Annotated in this window: 18 protein-coding genes; 3 read left to right on the top strand and 15 right to left on the bottom strand. The window is 53.2% G+C overall.

Features of this window, described 5'->3' with window-relative positions:
• Positions 1 to 5: 5 nt before the first annotated feature.
• The 10 genes from ybeY to NST23_RS10040 form a co-directional block, all read right to left on the bottom strand.
• Positions 6 to 485: an rRNA maturation RNase YbeY gene (ybeY, locus tag NST23_RS10085; RefSeq protein ID WP_122964087.1), complete on the bottom strand. Its 480-nt coding sequence runs from the start codon at positions 483 to 485 to the stop codon at positions 6 to 8.
• A 32-nt stretch (positions 486 to 517) separates the two neighbouring features.
• Positions 518 to 1,489: a PhoH family protein gene (locus tag NST23_RS10080; RefSeq protein ID WP_122964088.1), complete on the bottom strand. Its 972-nt coding sequence runs from the start codon at positions 1,487 to 1,489 to the stop codon at positions 518 to 520.
• Between the two features lie 40 nt (positions 1,490 to 1,529).
• On the bottom strand, positions 1,530 to 2,738 hold the full coding sequence (gene yqfD / locus NST23_RS10075; RefSeq protein ID WP_122964089.1) for a sporulation protein YqfD: 1,209 nt from the start codon (positions 2,736 to 2,738) through the stop codon (positions 1,530 to 1,532).
• A 24-nt stretch (positions 2,739 to 2,762) separates the two neighbouring features.
• Complete coding sequence (gene yqfC, locus NST23_RS10070) at positions 2,763 to 3,059, bottom strand: sporulation protein YqfC (protein ID WP_007777585.1); 297 nt, start codon at positions 3,057 to 3,059, stop codon at positions 2,763 to 2,765.
• 303 nt (positions 3,060 to 3,362) lie between these two features.
• Positions 3,363 to 3,872 carry a hypothetical protein gene (locus NST23_RS10065; protein WP_173598582.1) on the bottom strand — a complete coding sequence of 170 codons (510 nt, stop codon included), beginning with the start codon at positions 3,870 to 3,872 and terminating at the stop codon, positions 3,363 to 3,365.
• An 11-nt stretch (positions 3,873 to 3,883) separates the two neighbouring features.
• The gene (gene floA, locus NST23_RS10060) at positions 3,884 to 4,888 is read right to left on the bottom strand and encodes a flotillin-like protein FloA (protein ID WP_122964091.1); all 1,005 of its coding nucleotides are present in this window, start codon (positions 4,886 to 4,888) and stop codon (positions 3,884 to 3,886) included.
• 15 nt (positions 4,889 to 4,903) lie between these two features.
• Complete coding sequence (locus NST23_RS10055; RefSeq protein WP_122964092.1) at positions 4,904 to 6,238, bottom strand: NfeD family protein; 1,335 nt, start codon at positions 6,236 to 6,238, stop codon at positions 4,904 to 4,906.
• A gap of 167 nt (positions 6,239 to 6,405) precedes the next feature.
• Positions 6,406 to 6,852, bottom strand: coding sequence for a GatB/YqeY domain-containing protein (locus NST23_RS10050; protein WP_063231398.1), 447 nt, complete (start codon positions 6,850 to 6,852; stop codon positions 6,406 to 6,408).
• Positions 6,853 to 6,869: 17 nt separating this feature from the next.
• Positions 6,870 to 7,043 (bottom strand): 30S ribosomal protein S21, encoded by a 174-nt coding sequence (gene rpsU, locus NST23_RS10045; RefSeq protein WP_007727630.1) that lies wholly within the window; start codon positions 7,041 to 7,043, stop codon positions 6,870 to 6,872.
• A 112-nt stretch (positions 7,044 to 7,155) separates the two neighbouring features.
• On the bottom strand, positions 7,156 to 7,479 hold the full coding sequence (locus NST23_RS10040; RefSeq protein ID WP_122964093.1) for a histidine triad nucleotide-binding protein: 324 nt from the start codon (positions 7,477 to 7,479) through the stop codon (positions 7,156 to 7,158).
• Positions 7,480 to 7,729: 250 nt separating this feature from the next.
• On the opposite strand from NST23_RS10040, the gene NST23_RS10035 reads away from it, so the two are divergent.
• Positions 7,730 to 9,112 (top strand): UDP-N-acetylmuramoyl-tripeptide--D-alanyl-D-alanine ligase, encoded by a 1,383-nt coding sequence (locus NST23_RS10035; RefSeq protein ID WP_122964094.1) that lies wholly within the window; start codon positions 7,730 to 7,732, stop codon positions 9,110 to 9,112.
• A gap of 78 nt (positions 9,113 to 9,190) precedes the next feature.
• Here NST23_RS10035 and NST23_RS10030 read toward each other — a convergent pair whose 3' ends face one another.
• Complete coding sequence (locus NST23_RS10030) at positions 9,191 to 10,276, bottom strand: D-alanine--D-alanine ligase (RefSeq protein WP_122964095.1); 1,086 nt, start codon at positions 10,274 to 10,276, stop codon at positions 9,191 to 9,193.
• A 235-nt stretch (positions 10,277 to 10,511) separates the two neighbouring features.
• Here NST23_RS10030 and NST23_RS10025 point away from each other — a divergent pair, with 235 nt between their 5' ends.
• Entirely contained in the window at positions 10,512 to 11,006 is a 495-nt protein-coding gene (locus NST23_RS10025) for a hypothetical protein (RefSeq protein WP_122964096.1), read from the top strand.
• A gap of 176 nt (positions 11,007 to 11,182) precedes the next feature.
• Here NST23_RS10025 and NST23_RS10020 read toward each other — a convergent pair whose 3' ends face one another.
• Positions 11,183 to 12,478, bottom strand: a complete 1,296-nt coding sequence (locus tag NST23_RS10020) for a class I SAM-dependent rRNA methyltransferase (RefSeq protein WP_217022446.1) — start codon at positions 12,476 to 12,478, stop codon at positions 11,183 to 11,185.
• A gap of 131 nt (positions 12,479 to 12,609) precedes the next feature.
• On the opposite strand from NST23_RS10020, the gene NST23_RS10015 reads away from it, so the two are divergent.
• A complete protein-coding gene (locus NST23_RS10015) occupies positions 12,610 to 13,587 on the top strand; it encodes a Na/Pi cotransporter family protein (protein WP_122964098.1) in 978 nt (325 codons plus the stop codon).
• Here NST23_RS10015 and NST23_RS10010 read toward each other — a convergent pair.
• From NST23_RS10010 to deoC, 3 genes are all read right to left on the bottom strand, one after another.
• Positions 13,568 to 14,233 carry an LrgB family protein gene (locus tag NST23_RS10010; RefSeq protein WP_122964099.1) on the bottom strand — a complete coding sequence of 222 codons (666 nt, stop codon included), beginning with the start codon at positions 14,231 to 14,233 and terminating at the stop codon, positions 13,568 to 13,570. The genes NST23_RS10015 and NST23_RS10010 overlap by 20 nt on opposite strands.
• Positions 14,226 to 14,618: a CidA/LrgA family protein gene (locus NST23_RS10005; protein WP_217365248.1), complete on the bottom strand. Its 393-nt coding sequence runs from the start codon at positions 14,616 to 14,618 to the stop codon at positions 14,226 to 14,228. Before NST23_RS10005 ends, NST23_RS10010 begins: the two co-directional genes overlap by 8 nt.
• A gap of 117 nt (positions 14,619 to 14,735) precedes the next feature.
• The gene (gene deoC, locus NST23_RS10000) at positions 14,736 to 15,401 is read right to left on the bottom strand and encodes a deoxyribose-phosphate aldolase (RefSeq protein WP_063231389.1); all 666 of its coding nucleotides are present in this window, start codon (positions 15,399 to 15,401) and stop codon (positions 14,736 to 14,738) included.
• Positions 15,402 to 15,403: the final 2 nt, after the last annotated feature.

The raw sequence follows: 15,403 nt of genomic DNA, 5'->3' as shown, positions 1-15,403 counted from the left end.
ATCTCCTACCTCGTCAAGCCGATCTGCTCCAAAACCTGTTCCTGACGGGAGAACATTTCTTTCTCCTCTTCCGGCGTACCATGGTCGTAGCCGAGCAGATGGAGAAAGCCATGCACAGCGAGGAAGCCCAGCTCTCTTTCGAAAGAGTGGCCGTAGTCTTCGGCCTGCTCCTTGACTTTTTGCACAGAGATAATGATATCCCCCAGCATGTTCGGAACTTCGTCCGCTTCGCCCTCGTCGAAAAAGATTTCCATCTCGCCTTCGCCCGGCTCGTTCATGGCGAAGGACAACACGTCGGTTGGGCGATCCACGCCGCGGTAATCGCGGTTCAGCTCGTGGATTCGCTCATTGGTGACCAGAGTCACTACGACTTCTCCCTGTACGTCCTCCAGCTTTGCGCAAGCTTCGAGGCATTCGGTCATCAGTTTTTGCAAGCTTTCATCAAGCGGTTCGATTTCTTCGTGGAGGATTTCTACAGATAGCACAGATGAACGATCTCCTTTTTACACACCATTTATCAATAGCCGTGGTCGACTTCTTCTTTTGCATAGGCAGCGATAATTTTTTGCACCAGACTGTGGCGTACGACATCGCCTTCCTGGAAATGGATGAAAGCTACATCCGGTATCGCGCCTAAAATGCGCTGCGCTTCACGCAAGCCGGATTTTTTCCCTTTCGGCAAGTCCACCTGTGTTACGTCTCCGGTAATCACCATTTTGGAGCCGAAACCAAGCCTGGTCAAAAACATTTTCATTTGCTCGGGAGTGGTGTTTTGCGCCTCATCCAGAATGACAAACGAGTCCTCCAATGTACGCCCACGCATGTATGCCAAAGGAGCCACTTCAATCAGTCCGCGCTCCATCATCTTGGCTACCTGCTCGTTTCCAAGCATGTCATACAAAGCATCGTAAAGCGGACGCAGATACGGGTCTACTTTTTCTTGCAGATCGCCAGGCAAAAAGCCCAAGCTTTCTCCCGCCTCTACAGCCGGTCTGGTAAGAACGATCCGTTTGACACGTCCATTTTTCAACGCGTTTACTGCTGTGACCACTGCCAAATACGTTTTTCCCGTTCCGGCAGGCCCTATTCCGAAGACGATGTCGCGCTTCTTGATCGCCGACAAATAGTGCCGCTGTCCGAGAGTTTTGGCCCTGATTACTTTTCCGCGCTGGGTGCGCGCCACTTCCTCATCATAAACATCCAGCAGCTGGGCTGCTTCTCCCCGGCCTACGAGCATCATCGCGTACGAGATGTCTCGTTCGGACAAAGCGATTCCTCTGCGGATCAGCTGCAGCAAAACGCCGATCAGCTCGGTCAGCTTATCCACTTCCGGCTTGTCGCCGCTAATGACCAGTTCGCCTTCGCGGGTCATGATTTGGGCAGGACTTTTTTCCTCGATCAGCTTTAGGTACGCGTCGTGCGGTCCAAACAAAAGCAGAGCCTCAGATGCGTCTGAAAACGGGATTCTTACCTCATCTTGTACGTGCAACAGGCTTCCATCTCCTTGCAACGGTTATCAGCAATTGACGTCACGGATTGCCATTGTTCACGGGTGACTGGGGTACGATTGGCTGTTCAACGGCAATTTCTTCAATGACGGAAAAATGAATGCTTACGTAAACTTTACCATTCTCTGCGGTGACGTGCAAAACTTTTTCGTCCTGAATGAACGCATCTTTACCAGCTTTTTGCAAAATGTCTGCTCTGGCGAATTTTTTCGCTACTTCCGTGGCCTCTTCTGTGCTCAATTGCTTCGTAACCGGCTCGATTTGCGCATATTCGACCGTTTTCCAGCCTACTGGCGACGTGTATCCCGCATAGGAAGGAACGTAGCGTTTTTCCGACGTCTGGGCTTCGGAAAACAGCTCTTTGTTAAACGGCCACACTTGAATCGCATACGATCCCACCAGCAAATACTGCTGCTCCTGCTTCTCTCCGGTCAGCCGATAGATCGTTTGCTTCAAAGGGACAGAGGTGTTGCTTACATACCAGACTTCTCCCTGCACCTTGCCTCGCGCCGATACGGCTTGCTGGCGCGTGTCATTGCCAATGATTCCGGAGATGAGCACCTGGCCTTTTTCGACAAGCTGATTGTTCGTCACCTGGCTTTTGCCCACTTCCGGGAGAATTTTATGGATGACAGCACGCTTTTTGGCGACGAGATGGCGCGGCCCCGTCGCCAAAGGCTTGACGGGCGCTTCCTTTTCCACCACTTGCAGCCTGACCTTCGTTCCCTGGATGTCGATTCCGACCCAGGCGGCTTCCGGCAACAAGCTTAACAGCTCTTTTTGCAGCAGCAGCGGTTCCTTTAGTTTGACCTTCCATGCCCCTTGTTTAATCCCGATCTCGTCCGCAGCGCGAATGACGCGTGCAGGGTCGATGTGCTTCGTTCCCGTTACTTCCACGCTCCATACAAACGAGGAAAGCATGTACAATCCAATAAAAAACAAAACAGCGCCAATAGCCAGTCCAGCGCGCCTGCGCACGCGGAGCAGCCAGAAAGGCAATCCGTCCCTGTTTTCCACGTGGCTGCGACAGCCTGTCTCCTTCAACAGCGGCCTGAGGCGAAAATAGTCGCGAATCAGAATATCGCAGCGGCTCACCTCCGCACCGACCCTGCGAATATTCCAGATTCGAATGCCATCCCGCACGGCCATATTCAGCAAACGCTCAAACCGCTTACCCCGTACGGTGATGGTGATGTGTCCATCTACCCATTCCTTGAGTCCGTTTCGCATATGTGCCGTCCACCTTTCCTTGTGCTAGGAGCCTTGTGGCCCTGTCTCCAAAAATTTGACTCCGCCAATCCTTCCTTCGAGAAGCACCTCTTCCGGCAAAATCGCCCGGATGACAAGCTGTTCGCCTGAGACAATCATCTGGCCGTTTGTAAGCAGCAGACGCAGCTCGTGTTCGCTGAAATGCAGAACACCGCGATGATTCTCTATGTACATTTGCAAATGACCGATCATCGTAATGCGCGGGACTTCCAGGACCACATCTTGCGGCAGATCCAACACACCTCCGGCCAATTGGCGCAGACGGCGGCTCCAACGCTTCATGGATAAGCCCCCCTTCTACAGGCGCACGCGCCTCGTTTTCTGAAAATGGGTCGTGCCACTTTCGGTGCAATATCATTCTTACCTATGCGTATGCGAGCGAACGGTGCGGCATTCATACGAAAACCAGTGCACGGCATTTTGCAAAATGGACGAGTTGATCTGCGGGGAGGTTAGCATAAGGCAAACCCTCCATCTGGTTTTTCCCAGCACAAGGGTTGGTTACGACTATGGCTGCAAGCTGCTCGTTTTTTACAATCCAACAAAAAAACAGGCAAACATTTGTTTACCTGTTTTTTCTGTACGTTATTTGCTTATTTTTCGTGAACGCTGGGCAAAGTAAGAAGCTTTTGAGCGCGGCTCGCCAAAGATGAGCGCCCACTTCATTCCTTCCCGCGGATCGAGAGGAGCAGCAGACTGCGGCTTGACGCGCTGCGCCGCCGACATTTGTCTGGTCGCGCTCGATGTACGGATCGTAGAACCTGTCGAAGCGCGTACAGGCTCGGAAAATGCCCACTCCTGCTCCACTCCGACGCCTTCCATCGACTCCGCTCTCGATTCCAGCGGCTCGTATTTGGCCGTGGCCCGTACCGTTTTTCGCTCTTGCTGCGCATCTGGCGCAGGCTCGGCTGTCCAAGGTGTATCCACAGGTGTCAGGGGCTTGTTTGGCGTTCCTTGCGACATCCGCTTTCCTTTGGCTTTTTCTTTTCCCAGCAGCTTGTAGCCGATGTAACCCAAAATAACGAACCAGAACTTTCCTAGCAGAGGCAGAATCCAGTCAATCAGGTCAAGGAAAAGATCAAAGAGATCTTCCATGGCAATCGCCCTTATTCTTTCTGATCAGGCGAAGCAGGGTCCTGTTTGTCACCTGAGTGCCCGAACGATTCGCGCATTTGTGTATCGGCTGCGATGTTCTGCAGGTTGTAGTAATCCATGACGCCCATTTTGCCGCTGGTCAACGCTTCTGCCAATGCAAGTGGAACTTGTGCTTCCGCCTCGACTACTTTTGCTTTCATTTCTTGTACGCGGGCGATCATTTCTTGTTCCTGGGCAACCGCCATCGCACGACGCTCCTCGGCTTTTGCCTGCGCAATGCGCTTGTCGGCTTCCGCTTGGTCCGTTTGCAGCTGTGCCCCGATGTTTTTACCAACATCTACGTCCGCGATATCAATGGAGAGAATTTCAAACGCTGTACCAGCGTCCAGACCTTTGTTCAAAACGGTTTTGGAGATGAGATCAGGGTTTTCCAATACGTCTTTGTGGCTGTTGGAAGAACCGATCGTGGAGACAATCCCTTCACCGACACGGGCGATGATCGTTTCTTCACCAGCACCACCGACCAGACGGTCAATATTGGCGCGAACGGTTACTTTCGCTTTCGTGCGCAGCTCGATACCGTCTTTTGCCATTGCTGCTACGACAGGAGTTTCAATCACTTTCGGGTTAACGCTCATTTGCACGGCTTCCAATACATCGCGCCCTGCCAGGTCAATCGCTGCGGCGCGTTCAAAGCCGAGCGGAATATCTGCACGTTGCGCTGCTACAAGGGCGTCGACAACGCGGTCAACGTTACCGCCTGCAAGATAGTGGCTTTCCAGTTGGTTCGTGTCCAGCTGCAAGCCTGCTTTGCGAGCTTTAATCAACGGGTTCACGATGCGGGATGGAACGACCCGGCGCAAACGCATCGCCACAAGTGTAATAATCCCGATGTTCACGCCCGACGCGAGGGCGGAAATCCAGAGCATGACTGGTACAAACGAGAAGAAAATCGAAAGGGCCACGATGGCTACAGCCACCATAAAAATTAGGGGAATCAATCCGCTTTCCAACATAATGCTGTCACTCCTTTATTCTTGTTCAGACACGACGACACGCGTCCCTTCTACTTGCACGACGACAATCGCCGTTCCGGCTGCGATGAAGCCTCCGGCAGATACCGCATCGACACGCTTGCCTTCCACTTTTACGACACCAGCAGGGCGCAAAGGCGTCAGGGCAATGCCGGACTTGCCCGTGAGATCACGCTGATCTTTCGGGGCCACATAGCCTTCCTCGTTGTGCTGTGCGTCACCGAGGACGAACTTGCCAAAAAGTCCTTTGATGCCGTAACGCTTGACGAGCAGAAACGTTACAACAAGTGTAACTACAGCCGCAATTCCCAGCGAGGCGAGTCCTTGCTGCGTATCGTAGGCAGCCATCACCAGGCCAGTCACGATACTGATAAAGCCGATAGCTCCGACGATGCCGCCTGGCAGGAAAATTTCTAGAATCATGAGTAAAATTCCGATGACAAACAGACCGATGTGCAGCCAGTTTGCAAAGCCTGCGACATAATGCCCGAAGAAATACAAGCCGAACGAAACTAGCGAAATCGTTCCGGCGACGCCAAAGCCTGGTGCAAACAGTTCAACGACAATCCCGACCAAACCGATGACCAGAAGCAAGCTCATGACGTACGGGCTGGTTACCCAGCGCGCAACCTTTTCCCCGCCAGTCGGCTCGATCACATGCAGAGAGTCGCTGGAAATTCCCAGGCTGGCAAGCAGCTCCTCTTTTCCAGAAACGACGTGATCTGCGTAGCCGAGCGTTTTCGCTTGCTGCGCGTCGAGCGAAAGCACGGTTCCTTTTGGCTTCAGTCCCGGAAACTCCGTATCGATTTCGACCATTGCTCGCGCCACGTCCGGATTGCGTTGGTTCAGACTGGCGGCAGCGGTCATTTTTTTGCTCCATCCCGAGATGAACTTGATGTCTGCTGCATTGCCCGCCAGATCAATCGGTGTAGCCGCTCCCATGCTGCTTCCTGGCGTCATAATGATTTCGTTGGCGTTCAAAGCGATGTATGTTCCCGCTGAGAAAGCCTGGTTATCAATATAGGCGATGGTATGCATGGGTGATTGGCGAATCAACTGGCCAATCTGATCAGCAGCGTCCACTTCGCCACCCGGCGTATTAATATGCAAAATGACAAGGTCTGCTTTTTCTTCCTGTGCATCTGCGAAAGCCCTTGCAAGGAAACTCTCCAAGCCACGCTCGATTGTGTTGTCTACCGGAATCCAGACCGCTTTCTGATAAGACTGGGCCTGAATGCCTGGCGTAAACAAAAACATCGAGAAGCCCGTGATCAGGCAAAGAAGAGACAGTAGCAATCGCATCCGCCGCAACGCTAACCTCGTTGCAGTCATGACATTTACCTCCTTCCTCGTATCAGCTTCAACTTATGCCCAATAAGGTATACGAACAAAGGAGGAGATTGTTTCAGATTTTTGTCAGCTTTTGGGGAAACAAAGAAAAAACCCAACCGTCATCCGGCTGGGCTTTTCCATTCGTATCTATATGAGGTGTTGCTTATCTACGATGGTAGTTCCTCAGATACAATCTTTTGCACGAGGTTTCCGTCTGCTCTGCCTTTCACTTTCGGCATAAGTGCTCCCATCACTTTGCCCATCTCCTTCTTGGAGGTGGCATTGGTGGCAGCAATAGCTTCCCGAACGATATCGCGAATCTCATCTTCGCTGAGCTGAGCGGGTAAGTAAGCGGAGAGCACATCGATCTCTTCGCGCGATTTTAAGGCAAGTTCTTCACGGCCTGCCTTCTCAAATTCGTGGAGGGATTCACGGCGTTGTTTTAACTCACGAGTCAAGATGGTCAGCACTTCGTCTTCAGACAAAGTTCTGCCTTTGTTAATCTCTTCATTCTTTAAAGCGGCTTTCACCATGCGAATAACAGAGAGTTTTAGAGCAGCTTTGTCTCTCATTGCTTGCTTCATATCTTGATCGAGTCGCTCCATTACACTCATGATGGGCCCTCCGTCCATTAAAACTTACGCTTACGAGCTGCTTCGGATTTCTTTTTACGCTTAATGCTAGGCTTCTCAAAGTGGCGACGTTTACGCAGTTCCGCCATCACCCCGGATTTGGCGCTCTCACGCTTGAAGCGGCGAAGTGCGCTATCCAAAGACTCGTTTTTCTTGACTCGAATTTCTGCCATTTGTCTTCCCTCCCTCCGCTAAAACCGTGGGACGCCTGAATCGTCGTACGAACAGACTGTCACACTTCATTATAGGATAGATGACTAATGAAGGTCAACCTTTAGTTCATTTTTATTCGTGAAATCCTGCCAAGAGGTGGTAATGAATATGGAAAACTTCTTGTCCGCCTTCTTTTCCGCAGTTATTAATCAGGCGAAATCCTGGCAGCTCCAGCTTTTTCGCCAATGTCTGCGCTACTTGATGAATATGGCCGATCAGCGGCAAATCTTCCGCTGTTACATCCATTAATGTCGCAATCGGCTTGCGCGGGATGATCAGCAGGTGGACGCGTGCCTTTGGCGCGATGTCGTGAATCACGATGACGTGTTCGTCTTCATATTCTACGCGGGCTGGAATTTCGCCCTCCATAATCCGGGTAAAAATGCTTTTCTCCATGTGGGAAACCCCTTTCAGCTATATAGATGGCTTCGATGTTTTGCAAAGCACAGATAGTTTCATGATAGCGGACAGCACGAAGCAAATGCAACGGCTTGTCCCGCACTTTTGTCTTGCGGCCTTCCCGGGCGCATGGTAGCATGACTTCGAGGATTCACGAGTTCGTGACCGGATGACTTCGCGATTTCACGTGCGCGTGGTCAGCTTCGAGGTTGGAGATGGATCATATAGAAAAAAGGAGTTCGTGCACATGAAACCACTTGCACTGGAACAGGCGACAATCAATGCAGAAGGACTCTTGCTGGCAGGCTCCCCGCACCTTGTCTTGTCATCGGTTCACTTTGATACCCGCCAACTGAAAGCGGGTTCTTTATTCGTGGCGCTGACAGGCGGCGCTCGCGATGGGCACGATTTTTTGCTGCAAGCAGCCGAACAAGGAGCGGTAGCCGCACTCGTATCCAATCAGGAAAAAATTCCGGCTGGCTTGCCCGAGGAGTTCGGGCTGATTCTCGTCAATGACACGCTGCGCGGTTTTCAAAAGCTGGCAGCTGCCTATCGGAAAGACTTTGCGATCCCGCATATCGCGATTACGGGCAGCATCGGGAAAACGACGGTGAAGGACATCGTAGCTCACGTATTGGAAGCGCGATCCCCTGTCTACAAGACATATAAAAACTTGAACAATCATTTGGGCGTGCCGCTTTCCTTGCTGCAAATGGAGCCGCAACACCAGGCTGCCGTGCTGGAGCTGGGGATGAATCACGCCGGAGAGATCGACTTATTGGCTTCGCTCGTCAAGCCGGAGATCAGCGTCATTACGTATATCGGCGAGTCGCATCTGGAGTTTTTCGGCACGCGGGAAAAGCTTGCGCTCGCCAAAGCCGAGCTGCTCCCCCACACCGCCCCTGACGGCCTGGTTCTTCTCAACAAGGACTCGGAGTATTTGCCGCGAGTGGCCCATCTGTATGCCGGGGAGATCATGTACTATTCCGTGCTGGAGCCTTGTGACATCTGGGCGGAACATATTCAGCCGAATGATAATGGAACACAGTTTGACGTCTGCTTCGCGAATGGCGAACGCTTCTCCGCCTTTCTCCCGCTTCACGGCAAGCATAGCGTGCTGAACGCGCTTCCTGCGATTGCGATTGCGAAAAGACTGGGGATGGACACAGAACAAATCGTGCAAGCGCTCTCCACGGTCAAGCTCTCTGCCATGCGGTTTGAACAGGTGCATTCCAGACACGGCTCCCTGTATATCAGCGATGCATACAACGCCAGTCCGTCTTCCATGGAAGCTGCTGCCCGGACGTTCGCCGAGCTGTTTCCTGGCCGCAAAAAAGTGCTCGTCTTGGGCGACATGTACGAGATGGGCGAGCAAAGCGCTCACATGCACGCAGGAGTCGGCGAAGCGCTCAACGATATTGTCGAGCACATCGAGCTGCTCGTCACCGTTGGCGAGGATACGCAACATCTTCATCGCGCCTATAACGGCAACAAGCTGCATGTGGCAAGCAAACCGGAGGCGCTCGCCGCCCTTCTGCCATTGCGCGATGCCAGCCATGCCTTTTTGTTCAAAGCGTCGCGCGGGATGGAGCTGTGGACGCTTTTGACTGATCTGGAACAGCACGAATAGAAAAAAAGAAAGCCGCCTCTCGGATCAGTTGAGAGACGGCTTTTTTGCGTTTGCTTGTAGGTCGTAAAATTCAGATTGCTATTCCAGCCCTTCGGCTTCCACGATGTTGCGCTGCTTATCGGCATGGCGCTCTATCGCCAGCTGCACCAGGCGGTCGATCAGTTCGCTGTAGCCCACACCCGCTGCCTGGAAAAGCATCGGGTACATGCTGAACGGGGTAAAGCCTGGCATCGTGTTTACTTCGTTAATGTACAGTTGGTCGTTTTTCTCATCCCAGAAAAAGTCGACGCGGGAAAGCCCTGAGCCGTCCAGCGCCTGAAATGCCTTTTTCGCGATATCGGAGATGCCTTCTGCGACATGCGCAGGAACGACCGCAGGAATGGACAGCTCTGTGCCCGCTCCCTTGTACTTGGCTTCGTAGTCATAAAATTCTTTGGCCGCGATAATTTCGCCGACGACAGACGTGACCAGCTCCTCGTTGCCAAGCACGCCGATCTCCAGCTCGCGCACCGAAACAAACTCCTCCACGATCAGCCTGCGGTCAAAACGGGCAGCCAGATTGATCGCGGTCACCAGTTCTGCGCGGTTCTTCGCCTTGCTGATTCCGACGCTGGAGCCCATGTTCGCTGGCTTGACAAAGCATGGGTAGCCAAGTTCACGCTCGATTGTTTCCGCCACTTCCTCGGGACCTTTTTCCCACTGGGAGCGCAAAAACCCTACGTACTTAACCTGCGGCAAGCCCGCTTGGGCAAAAACCGTCTTCATCATCCACTTGTCCATCCCGACAGCGGAAGCCATCACGCCTGTTCCCACATATGGCAGGTTGACCAGCTCCAGCAGTCCTTGAATCGTGCCATCTTCCCCGTTCGGCCCATGCACGACAGGAAAAATCACATCGACTTGCTGCGCGATATCGAACAAGGAGTCAGATTTTTTTGCCGGATCGCCGGAAGCGAGGCGCAGTGTGTCGATGTTTTGCGGCACCTGCTCAGCGAAAGCGTCTCCTTTTACCCAAGTTCCGTCCAACTGAACGTAAATGGGCGTTACCTCGTATTTATTTGCATCGACAGCCTTCATGATCGACAAGGCCGTACGCAATGAAACCTCGTGCTCCGAGGATTTTCCTCCATAAATAATTCCTAGACGGATCTTATCGTTTCCCATCCGTGCCATGCTCCTTTCCTCTGTGGCAGGCAAAGAGTCTACCCTTGAGTTTCATCTCTCTCCTATGCTATGCAAGCGCCCAGCATCTGCTCTTTGTACCGGGCAAAGCCCGTCATTTAGCATACACAAACCGACTGCCAAATACAAGAGAAGCAAGTATCACCCACGCATGAACTTTGTCATATCATGGGTAGTAAAAACACTGTCATGGAGCTATTTTGCTGGAGGGATGTCCATGAGAGACTACTTGCTTTATTGTACGTATTGCTCCACGTACACGTTGTTGCACAGCTTCGATAAAGACGCCGGAACTTTTTTGGGGGAATACTCGCTCCTGCACAATGATTACACGCGCGACAACATCGTTTTGAACAAATTTTTGCTCGCTCACCTCGGCCACACCATCCGGCCTATTCCCTCCCAGACGGATGACTATCGCCAAATTATTGGCAACGCCTCGCATTTTCTCGAAGACGACATCGATAAATACGTGGAGGAAAGCCAGCAACGGGCGAAGTTTCGGGAGCGGGATCGCAAAAGCGAGCGGGAAATCGGCCAGGTCCAGCTCTATCTCATCGAGCATTTGCTTGTTCACGAGTTGCATACGCTCAGCCAGGCGCGCGCCGCTACCCCCGCAGAAGGACAAGTCTTGCTGGGAAAAGAGCTTGGCTTCAAAAAGGCTCTCGACCTCGTCCGGCAGGTGAAAAACGACAAGCAGTTTGCGCAGTAAGCCTGACTTCGCCTAGCGGACGGGACGCTTGAATATCTGCCAGCTTGTTTGGGCAGCGGACTGGTCGCTCGAATGTCTGCCAGCTTGCCCGGGCAGCAACCTAGCCCTGTGCGTCCCATCCTTTTCACGAAAACGCAAAAACAGCGCCAGATACGCTCCGGCGCTGTTCTCTTTTTCTACTTGCGATCGCGCACTTCGAAGATCGCGAATTTCAGGTAATGCGCTTCGTCAGCGCCGCTGATTTGCGGGTGGTCTTTGCCTGCCCCGCGCCACTCGATCAGGCGCAATATTTTTTTCGCGTCCACAGCCGCTTCCTGAATCGTTTCCAGGAACAGTTCCGGCGACATGTGGTACGAGCAGGAGGCGGTGACCAAAAAACCGCCAGGACGAACGAGCTTCATCCCGTTCAGGTTGATATCTTTGTAGCCGCGGCATGCGCCTTTGACCGCGCCGCGCGATTTGGCGAAGGCGGGCGGATCGAGAATGACGACATCCCAGCTCTTTCCTGCCTCGACATTTTCCCGCAAGTAATCAAACGCGTTTGCCACGACAAAATCGACGCGATGCAAAAAGCCGTTCAAGGTGATGTTGCGCTTTGCGGTTTCGATCGCATGCTCGGAAATGTCGAGCGCGGTTACTTTTTTCGCGCCGTGCTTGCAAGCGTTCAGCGTGAAGGAGCCGGTATGGGTGAAGCATTCCAGCACTTCTGCTCCGTCCCAGAACGGATTTTTGATCGCTTTTCCCCGCTTGTCGACTGGCATGAGCTTTTGCTCGCCGTCCACCTCGATGGTTTGCAGCGTAATGCCGTGCTTCTCGCCCCAGCCTTTCATCAATGGCGCAATCGAAGCGCGGTTCTCACGCTGGTCGTAGAAAAATCCTGTCTTTTGTCCTTCGACGATATCCACGTAATACTTCAAGCCGTTTTCCTCAATCAACACCTCGCGCGGACACTCTCCGTACAGCACTTCTTTACCTTCCGCCAAGCCTTCCAGCTTGCGCACGGGAACGTCGTTGCGCAAGTAGATGCCAGCAGGCGCAAACACTTCCACAAGCGCATCGCGAATCCACTCCATCCGCTTTTCCATGCCCAAAGACAATACCTGCACGACCAGGACGTCCTCGTAGCGATCCACGATCAGACCAGGCAAAAAGTCTGCTTCGCCGTAAATGACGCGGCATGCGCGCGGATTGTCCACAAACCGAGTGCGAAACTCCGCCGCCTGCCTGATTTTGCGCAGGAAGAACGAATAGTCGATGTCTTCTTTTGGATCGTAGCTCAAAATGCGCACGATCATTTGCGATGCCGGATTGATGTAGCCTTTTGCCAAAAAGTGTCCTTTGTGATTCGTCACCTCAACGATTTCACCCGGTACAACCTCGCCCTGGATTTCCAATACTTCCGATTGGAAAATCCACGGATGCCCCGCTTCCAGTCGCTTTTTCCGATGCTGATTCAGTAAGACTTTTGCCATGCGGTTGATTCTCTCCTTGTCATGCTTGCCCTCGTACAGGCATAGCGTTATAGTAACTTCCTTTACGGTTGGCCCGGCGTTCTACGGCCAGCCTCGCTTGCCATTGTAACCAAGAAGGAGGAACCCAACTTGTGATTGTCTCCATCCTCGCCCCGTTTACGATCGGGCTCTGTTTTTTTCTGTTCGGTATGTACGCCATGCGGACCGGATTTCAAAATTTGGCGGGCAAAAAAATGGAACAATGGATGGCCCGCTTTACACGCACGCCATACCACAGCTTCTGGATCGGGTTGATTGCGACTTTCGTCCTGCAAAGCTCCAGTGCCGTCACCGTCTTGACGATCGGCTTGACCAATGCGGGGATTATCCAGTTCGCGCAAACCGTCGGGATCATTCTCGGCACCAACCTGGGAACGACCGTCACAACGGAGCTGGTCGCACTCAAACTGGAGTCGTTCGCCATCCCGATGTTGCTCGTCGGTGTCGCCCTCTGGCTGATGCCGCGGCCAACTGTTCGCTGCACCGGACTGGTCATCGCCGGATTCGGGCTGATTTTCCTCGGGATTGATACACTCAAGCTGATGGCCAAGCCGCTGGAACAATCCGAAACGTTTCGGTCGCTTTTTCTGGAGAGCAGTCATTCCATCTGGATCGGGCTGATCACAGGCGTCATTTTCACCGCGCTCATCCACAGCGGCTCTGCAACGACCGTCATCACGATGGGGTTGCTCAGCCATCAAATCCTGTCCATGGAGACGGCGCTTGCCATCGTCCTCGGCGCCAATGTCGGCACATGCTTCACCGCTGTCATAGCCGCCATCGGCACGAATACGGCCTCCAAGCAGGTCGCCTGGTGCCATACGCTCTTTAATGTAGCAGGGGCTGTCGTGTTTTTGCCTTTTCTTTCCCAGCTTGCCCTGGTAAGCGCCTTTTTAACGAGCAGCCCCTCCATGCAAATCGCCCATTCGCAAACGATTTTCAATCTGATTTGCTCCATGGTCGCCCTGCCATTCGTTCCGCAGATCGCCCGGTTTATCCAATGGCTCATTCCAGACAAGCGCAAACCGCCTACACCGACTGCTGTATGGATTAAAAAGAAAACGGGATGAGGTACAGCGAGGTGACGACCCCGGCCACGATCATCGCCACACTCGATGCAGCCGTCTGCACGGGCGAGATGCGGTTCAAACTGGCTGTCCCGATCGCATGCGCACTCGTCCCTACGGCAATCCCGATCGCCCAGTCATCCGTAATTCGCCCCCATTTGAGCACAGGGCGCGCGATCAGCACTCCAACCATTCCTGTGAGGGCGGTAAAAAAGGCTGCCAAAGCAGGCACTCCGCCTATCGAGGCCGTCAGTTCCAAAGCGATTGGCGTCGTCACCGATTTGCTCAGCATGCTTCTGAGCAAGATGTCATCCGATCCGAAGCACCAATGAATCGCGTACACCGACACGATAGCCACGGCGCACCCTGCACTGACGCCGAGCAAAACGCCGCGCCAGATGTGGGCGAATTGCCTGATCTGTTTGGCCAAAGGAACAGCCAATGCCACTGTCGCCGGGCCGAGCCAGAACGAAATCCACTGTCCTCCCGCAGAAAAAGCTTCCCAATCATCGCTCACCGCCCACCAGATCACCCAGACGAGCACGACCGCCACAAGCAGCGGCTGCACGCGGGGAAAGCGGGCGTTGACCGTCGTTGCTCCTTTGTAGCCGACAAGCGTAACGAGGATCGCCAGCCATTGACTAAGCATCGAGCGTCCTCCTCTCTGGTGCGGCGGAAGCGGGTGTCTCTTGCTTCTTCTGTCTGTTCAAGTAAGCTTGTACCACGCGGCCTGTCACGAACATGACCAGCATCGGAGCCACAATCATCGACAGCGCGATCGGCCATGGCGCTTGGGCAAACCATTTGAAGTAGGAGACGACCCCCACAATAATCGGCACGAAAAACAGCATCATGTGCCGGATGAGAAACGAACTCGCCCGGTCTACCCACTCCATCCGAATCCAGCCAGTCACAAGCCCCAGCGTCAGCAAAAGCATCCCGACCAGGTTGCCGGGCAAAGGGATGTGCAGCCATGTGCTCGCAAGCACTCCCACTCCGTAAAAAGCCAGAAGAATAGCCACTCCCGTGATCATTTTCACCTGCCACACCCCTCTCCCGCTTTCTCTTTGCCTAATCTCTATCGAAAATGCTTGAAAAAGAAGGAAAAGCCCGGCCTTCCCTTGGCCAGGCTTTCTTTCGTTCCAGTCGTTCTAGTATCCGCTGCCTGTCGTTTTCGCTCCAGTCACAATCGAAATGCCAGAGCTTGTACCGATCCGGCTCGCTCCCGCCTCGATCATGGCGAGTGCTGCTTCACCGCCGCGCACGCCGCCAGATGCCTTCACTCCAATGTCAGGACCAACTGTTTTACGCATCAAAGCGATATCTTCTACCGTAGCGCCGCCCGGGCCGAAGCCAGTGGACGTTTTTACGTAATCGGCACCTGCTTCCACGCAGAGCTTGCACGCGATTTCTTTTTCCTGATCAGTCAAAAGACCTGTTTCAAGAATGACTTTCAAAAGAATGTCTCCAGCTGCATCCTTCACAGCTGCCACGTCTTGCTTCACGGTTTCCAGATCGCCGGATTTCAGGGCACCTACGTTCAGCACCATGTCGACTTCTGTTGCGCCGTTTGCAATCGCATCGCGAGTTTCAGCCACTTTTGCCGCTGTCGTATTCGCTCCCAGAGGGAAGCCGATTACGGTGCACACTTTTACATCTGTACCCGCCAACAGCTCAGCAGAACGCTTCACCCAGTAAGGGTTGACGCACACAGACATAAAATCGTGTTCTTTCGCTTCCGCGCAGAGCTTGTCGATCATCTCTTGCGTCGCTTCAGGCTTCAACAGGGTATGGTCGATAAATTTGTTCAATTGCATAA

The sequence above is a fragment of the Brevibacillus sp. FSL K6-0770 genome (assembly GCF_038000275.1).
Taxonomy (GTDB): domain Bacteria; phylum Bacillota; class Bacilli; order Brevibacillales; family Brevibacillaceae; genus Brevibacillus; species Brevibacillus parabrevis.
Note: the sequence above shows the minus strand (reverse complement) of the source record. Positions and strands in the feature narration are given on the sequence as shown.

Bases quoted from the DNA above. Each gene is read 5' to 3' on its own strand.
- NST23_RS10025 (WP_122964096.1), top strand. From the start codon at position 10,512: ATGAGAGACTACTTGCTTTATTGTACGTATTGCTCCACGTACACGTTG.
- NST23_RS10020 (WP_217022446.1), bottom strand. From the start codon at position 12,478: ATGGCAAAAGTCTTACTGAATCAGCATCGGAAAAAGCGACTGGAAGCG.
- rpsU (WP_007727630.1), bottom strand. From the start codon at position 7,043: ATGGCAGAAATTCGAGTCAAGAAAAACGAGTCTTTGGATAGCGCACTT.
- yqfC (WP_007777585.1), bottom strand. From the start codon at position 3,059: ATGAAGCGTTGGAGCCGCCGTCTGCGCCAATTGGCCGGAGGTGTGTTG.
- yqfD (WP_122964089.1), bottom strand. From the start codon at position 2,738: ATGCGAAACGGACTCAAGGAATGGGTAGATGGACACATCACCATCACC.
- NST23_RS10030 (WP_122964095.1), bottom strand. From the start codon at position 10,276: ATGGGAAACGATAAGATCCGTCTAGGAATTATTTATGGAGGAAAATCC.
- NST23_RS10040 (WP_122964093.1), bottom strand. From the start codon at position 7,479: ATGGAGAAAAGCATTTTTACCCGGATTATGGAGGGCGAAATTCCAGCC.
- NST23_RS10010 (WP_122964099.1), bottom strand. From the start codon at position 14,233: ATGCTTAGTCAATGGCTGGCGATCCTCGTTACGCTTGTCGGCTACAAA.
- NST23_RS10035 (WP_122964094.1), top strand. From the start codon at position 7,730: ATGAAACCACTTGCACTGGAACAGGCGACAATCAATGCAGAAGGACTC.
- NST23_RS10065 (WP_173598582.1), bottom strand. From the start codon at position 3,872: ATGGAAGATCTCTTTGATCTTTTCCTTGACCTGATTGACTGGATTCTG.
- floA (WP_122964091.1), bottom strand. From the start codon at position 4,888: ATGTTGGAAAGCGGATTGATTCCCCTAATTTTTATGGTGGCTGTAGCC.
- NST23_RS10055 (WP_122964092.1), bottom strand. From the start codon at position 6,238: ATGACTGCAACGAGGTTAGCGTTGCGGCGGATGCGATTGCTACTGTCT.
- NST23_RS10005 (WP_217365248.1), bottom strand. From the start codon at position 14,618: ATGATCACGGGAGTGGCTATTCTTCTGGCTTTTTACGGAGTGGGAGTG.
- deoC (WP_063231389.1), bottom strand. From the start codon at position 15,401: ATGCAATTGAACAAATTTATCGACCATACCCTGTTGAAGCCTGAAGCG.
- NST23_RS10050 (WP_063231398.1), bottom strand. From the start codon at position 6,852: ATGAGTGTAATGGAGCGACTCGATCAAGATATGAAGCAAGCAATGAGA.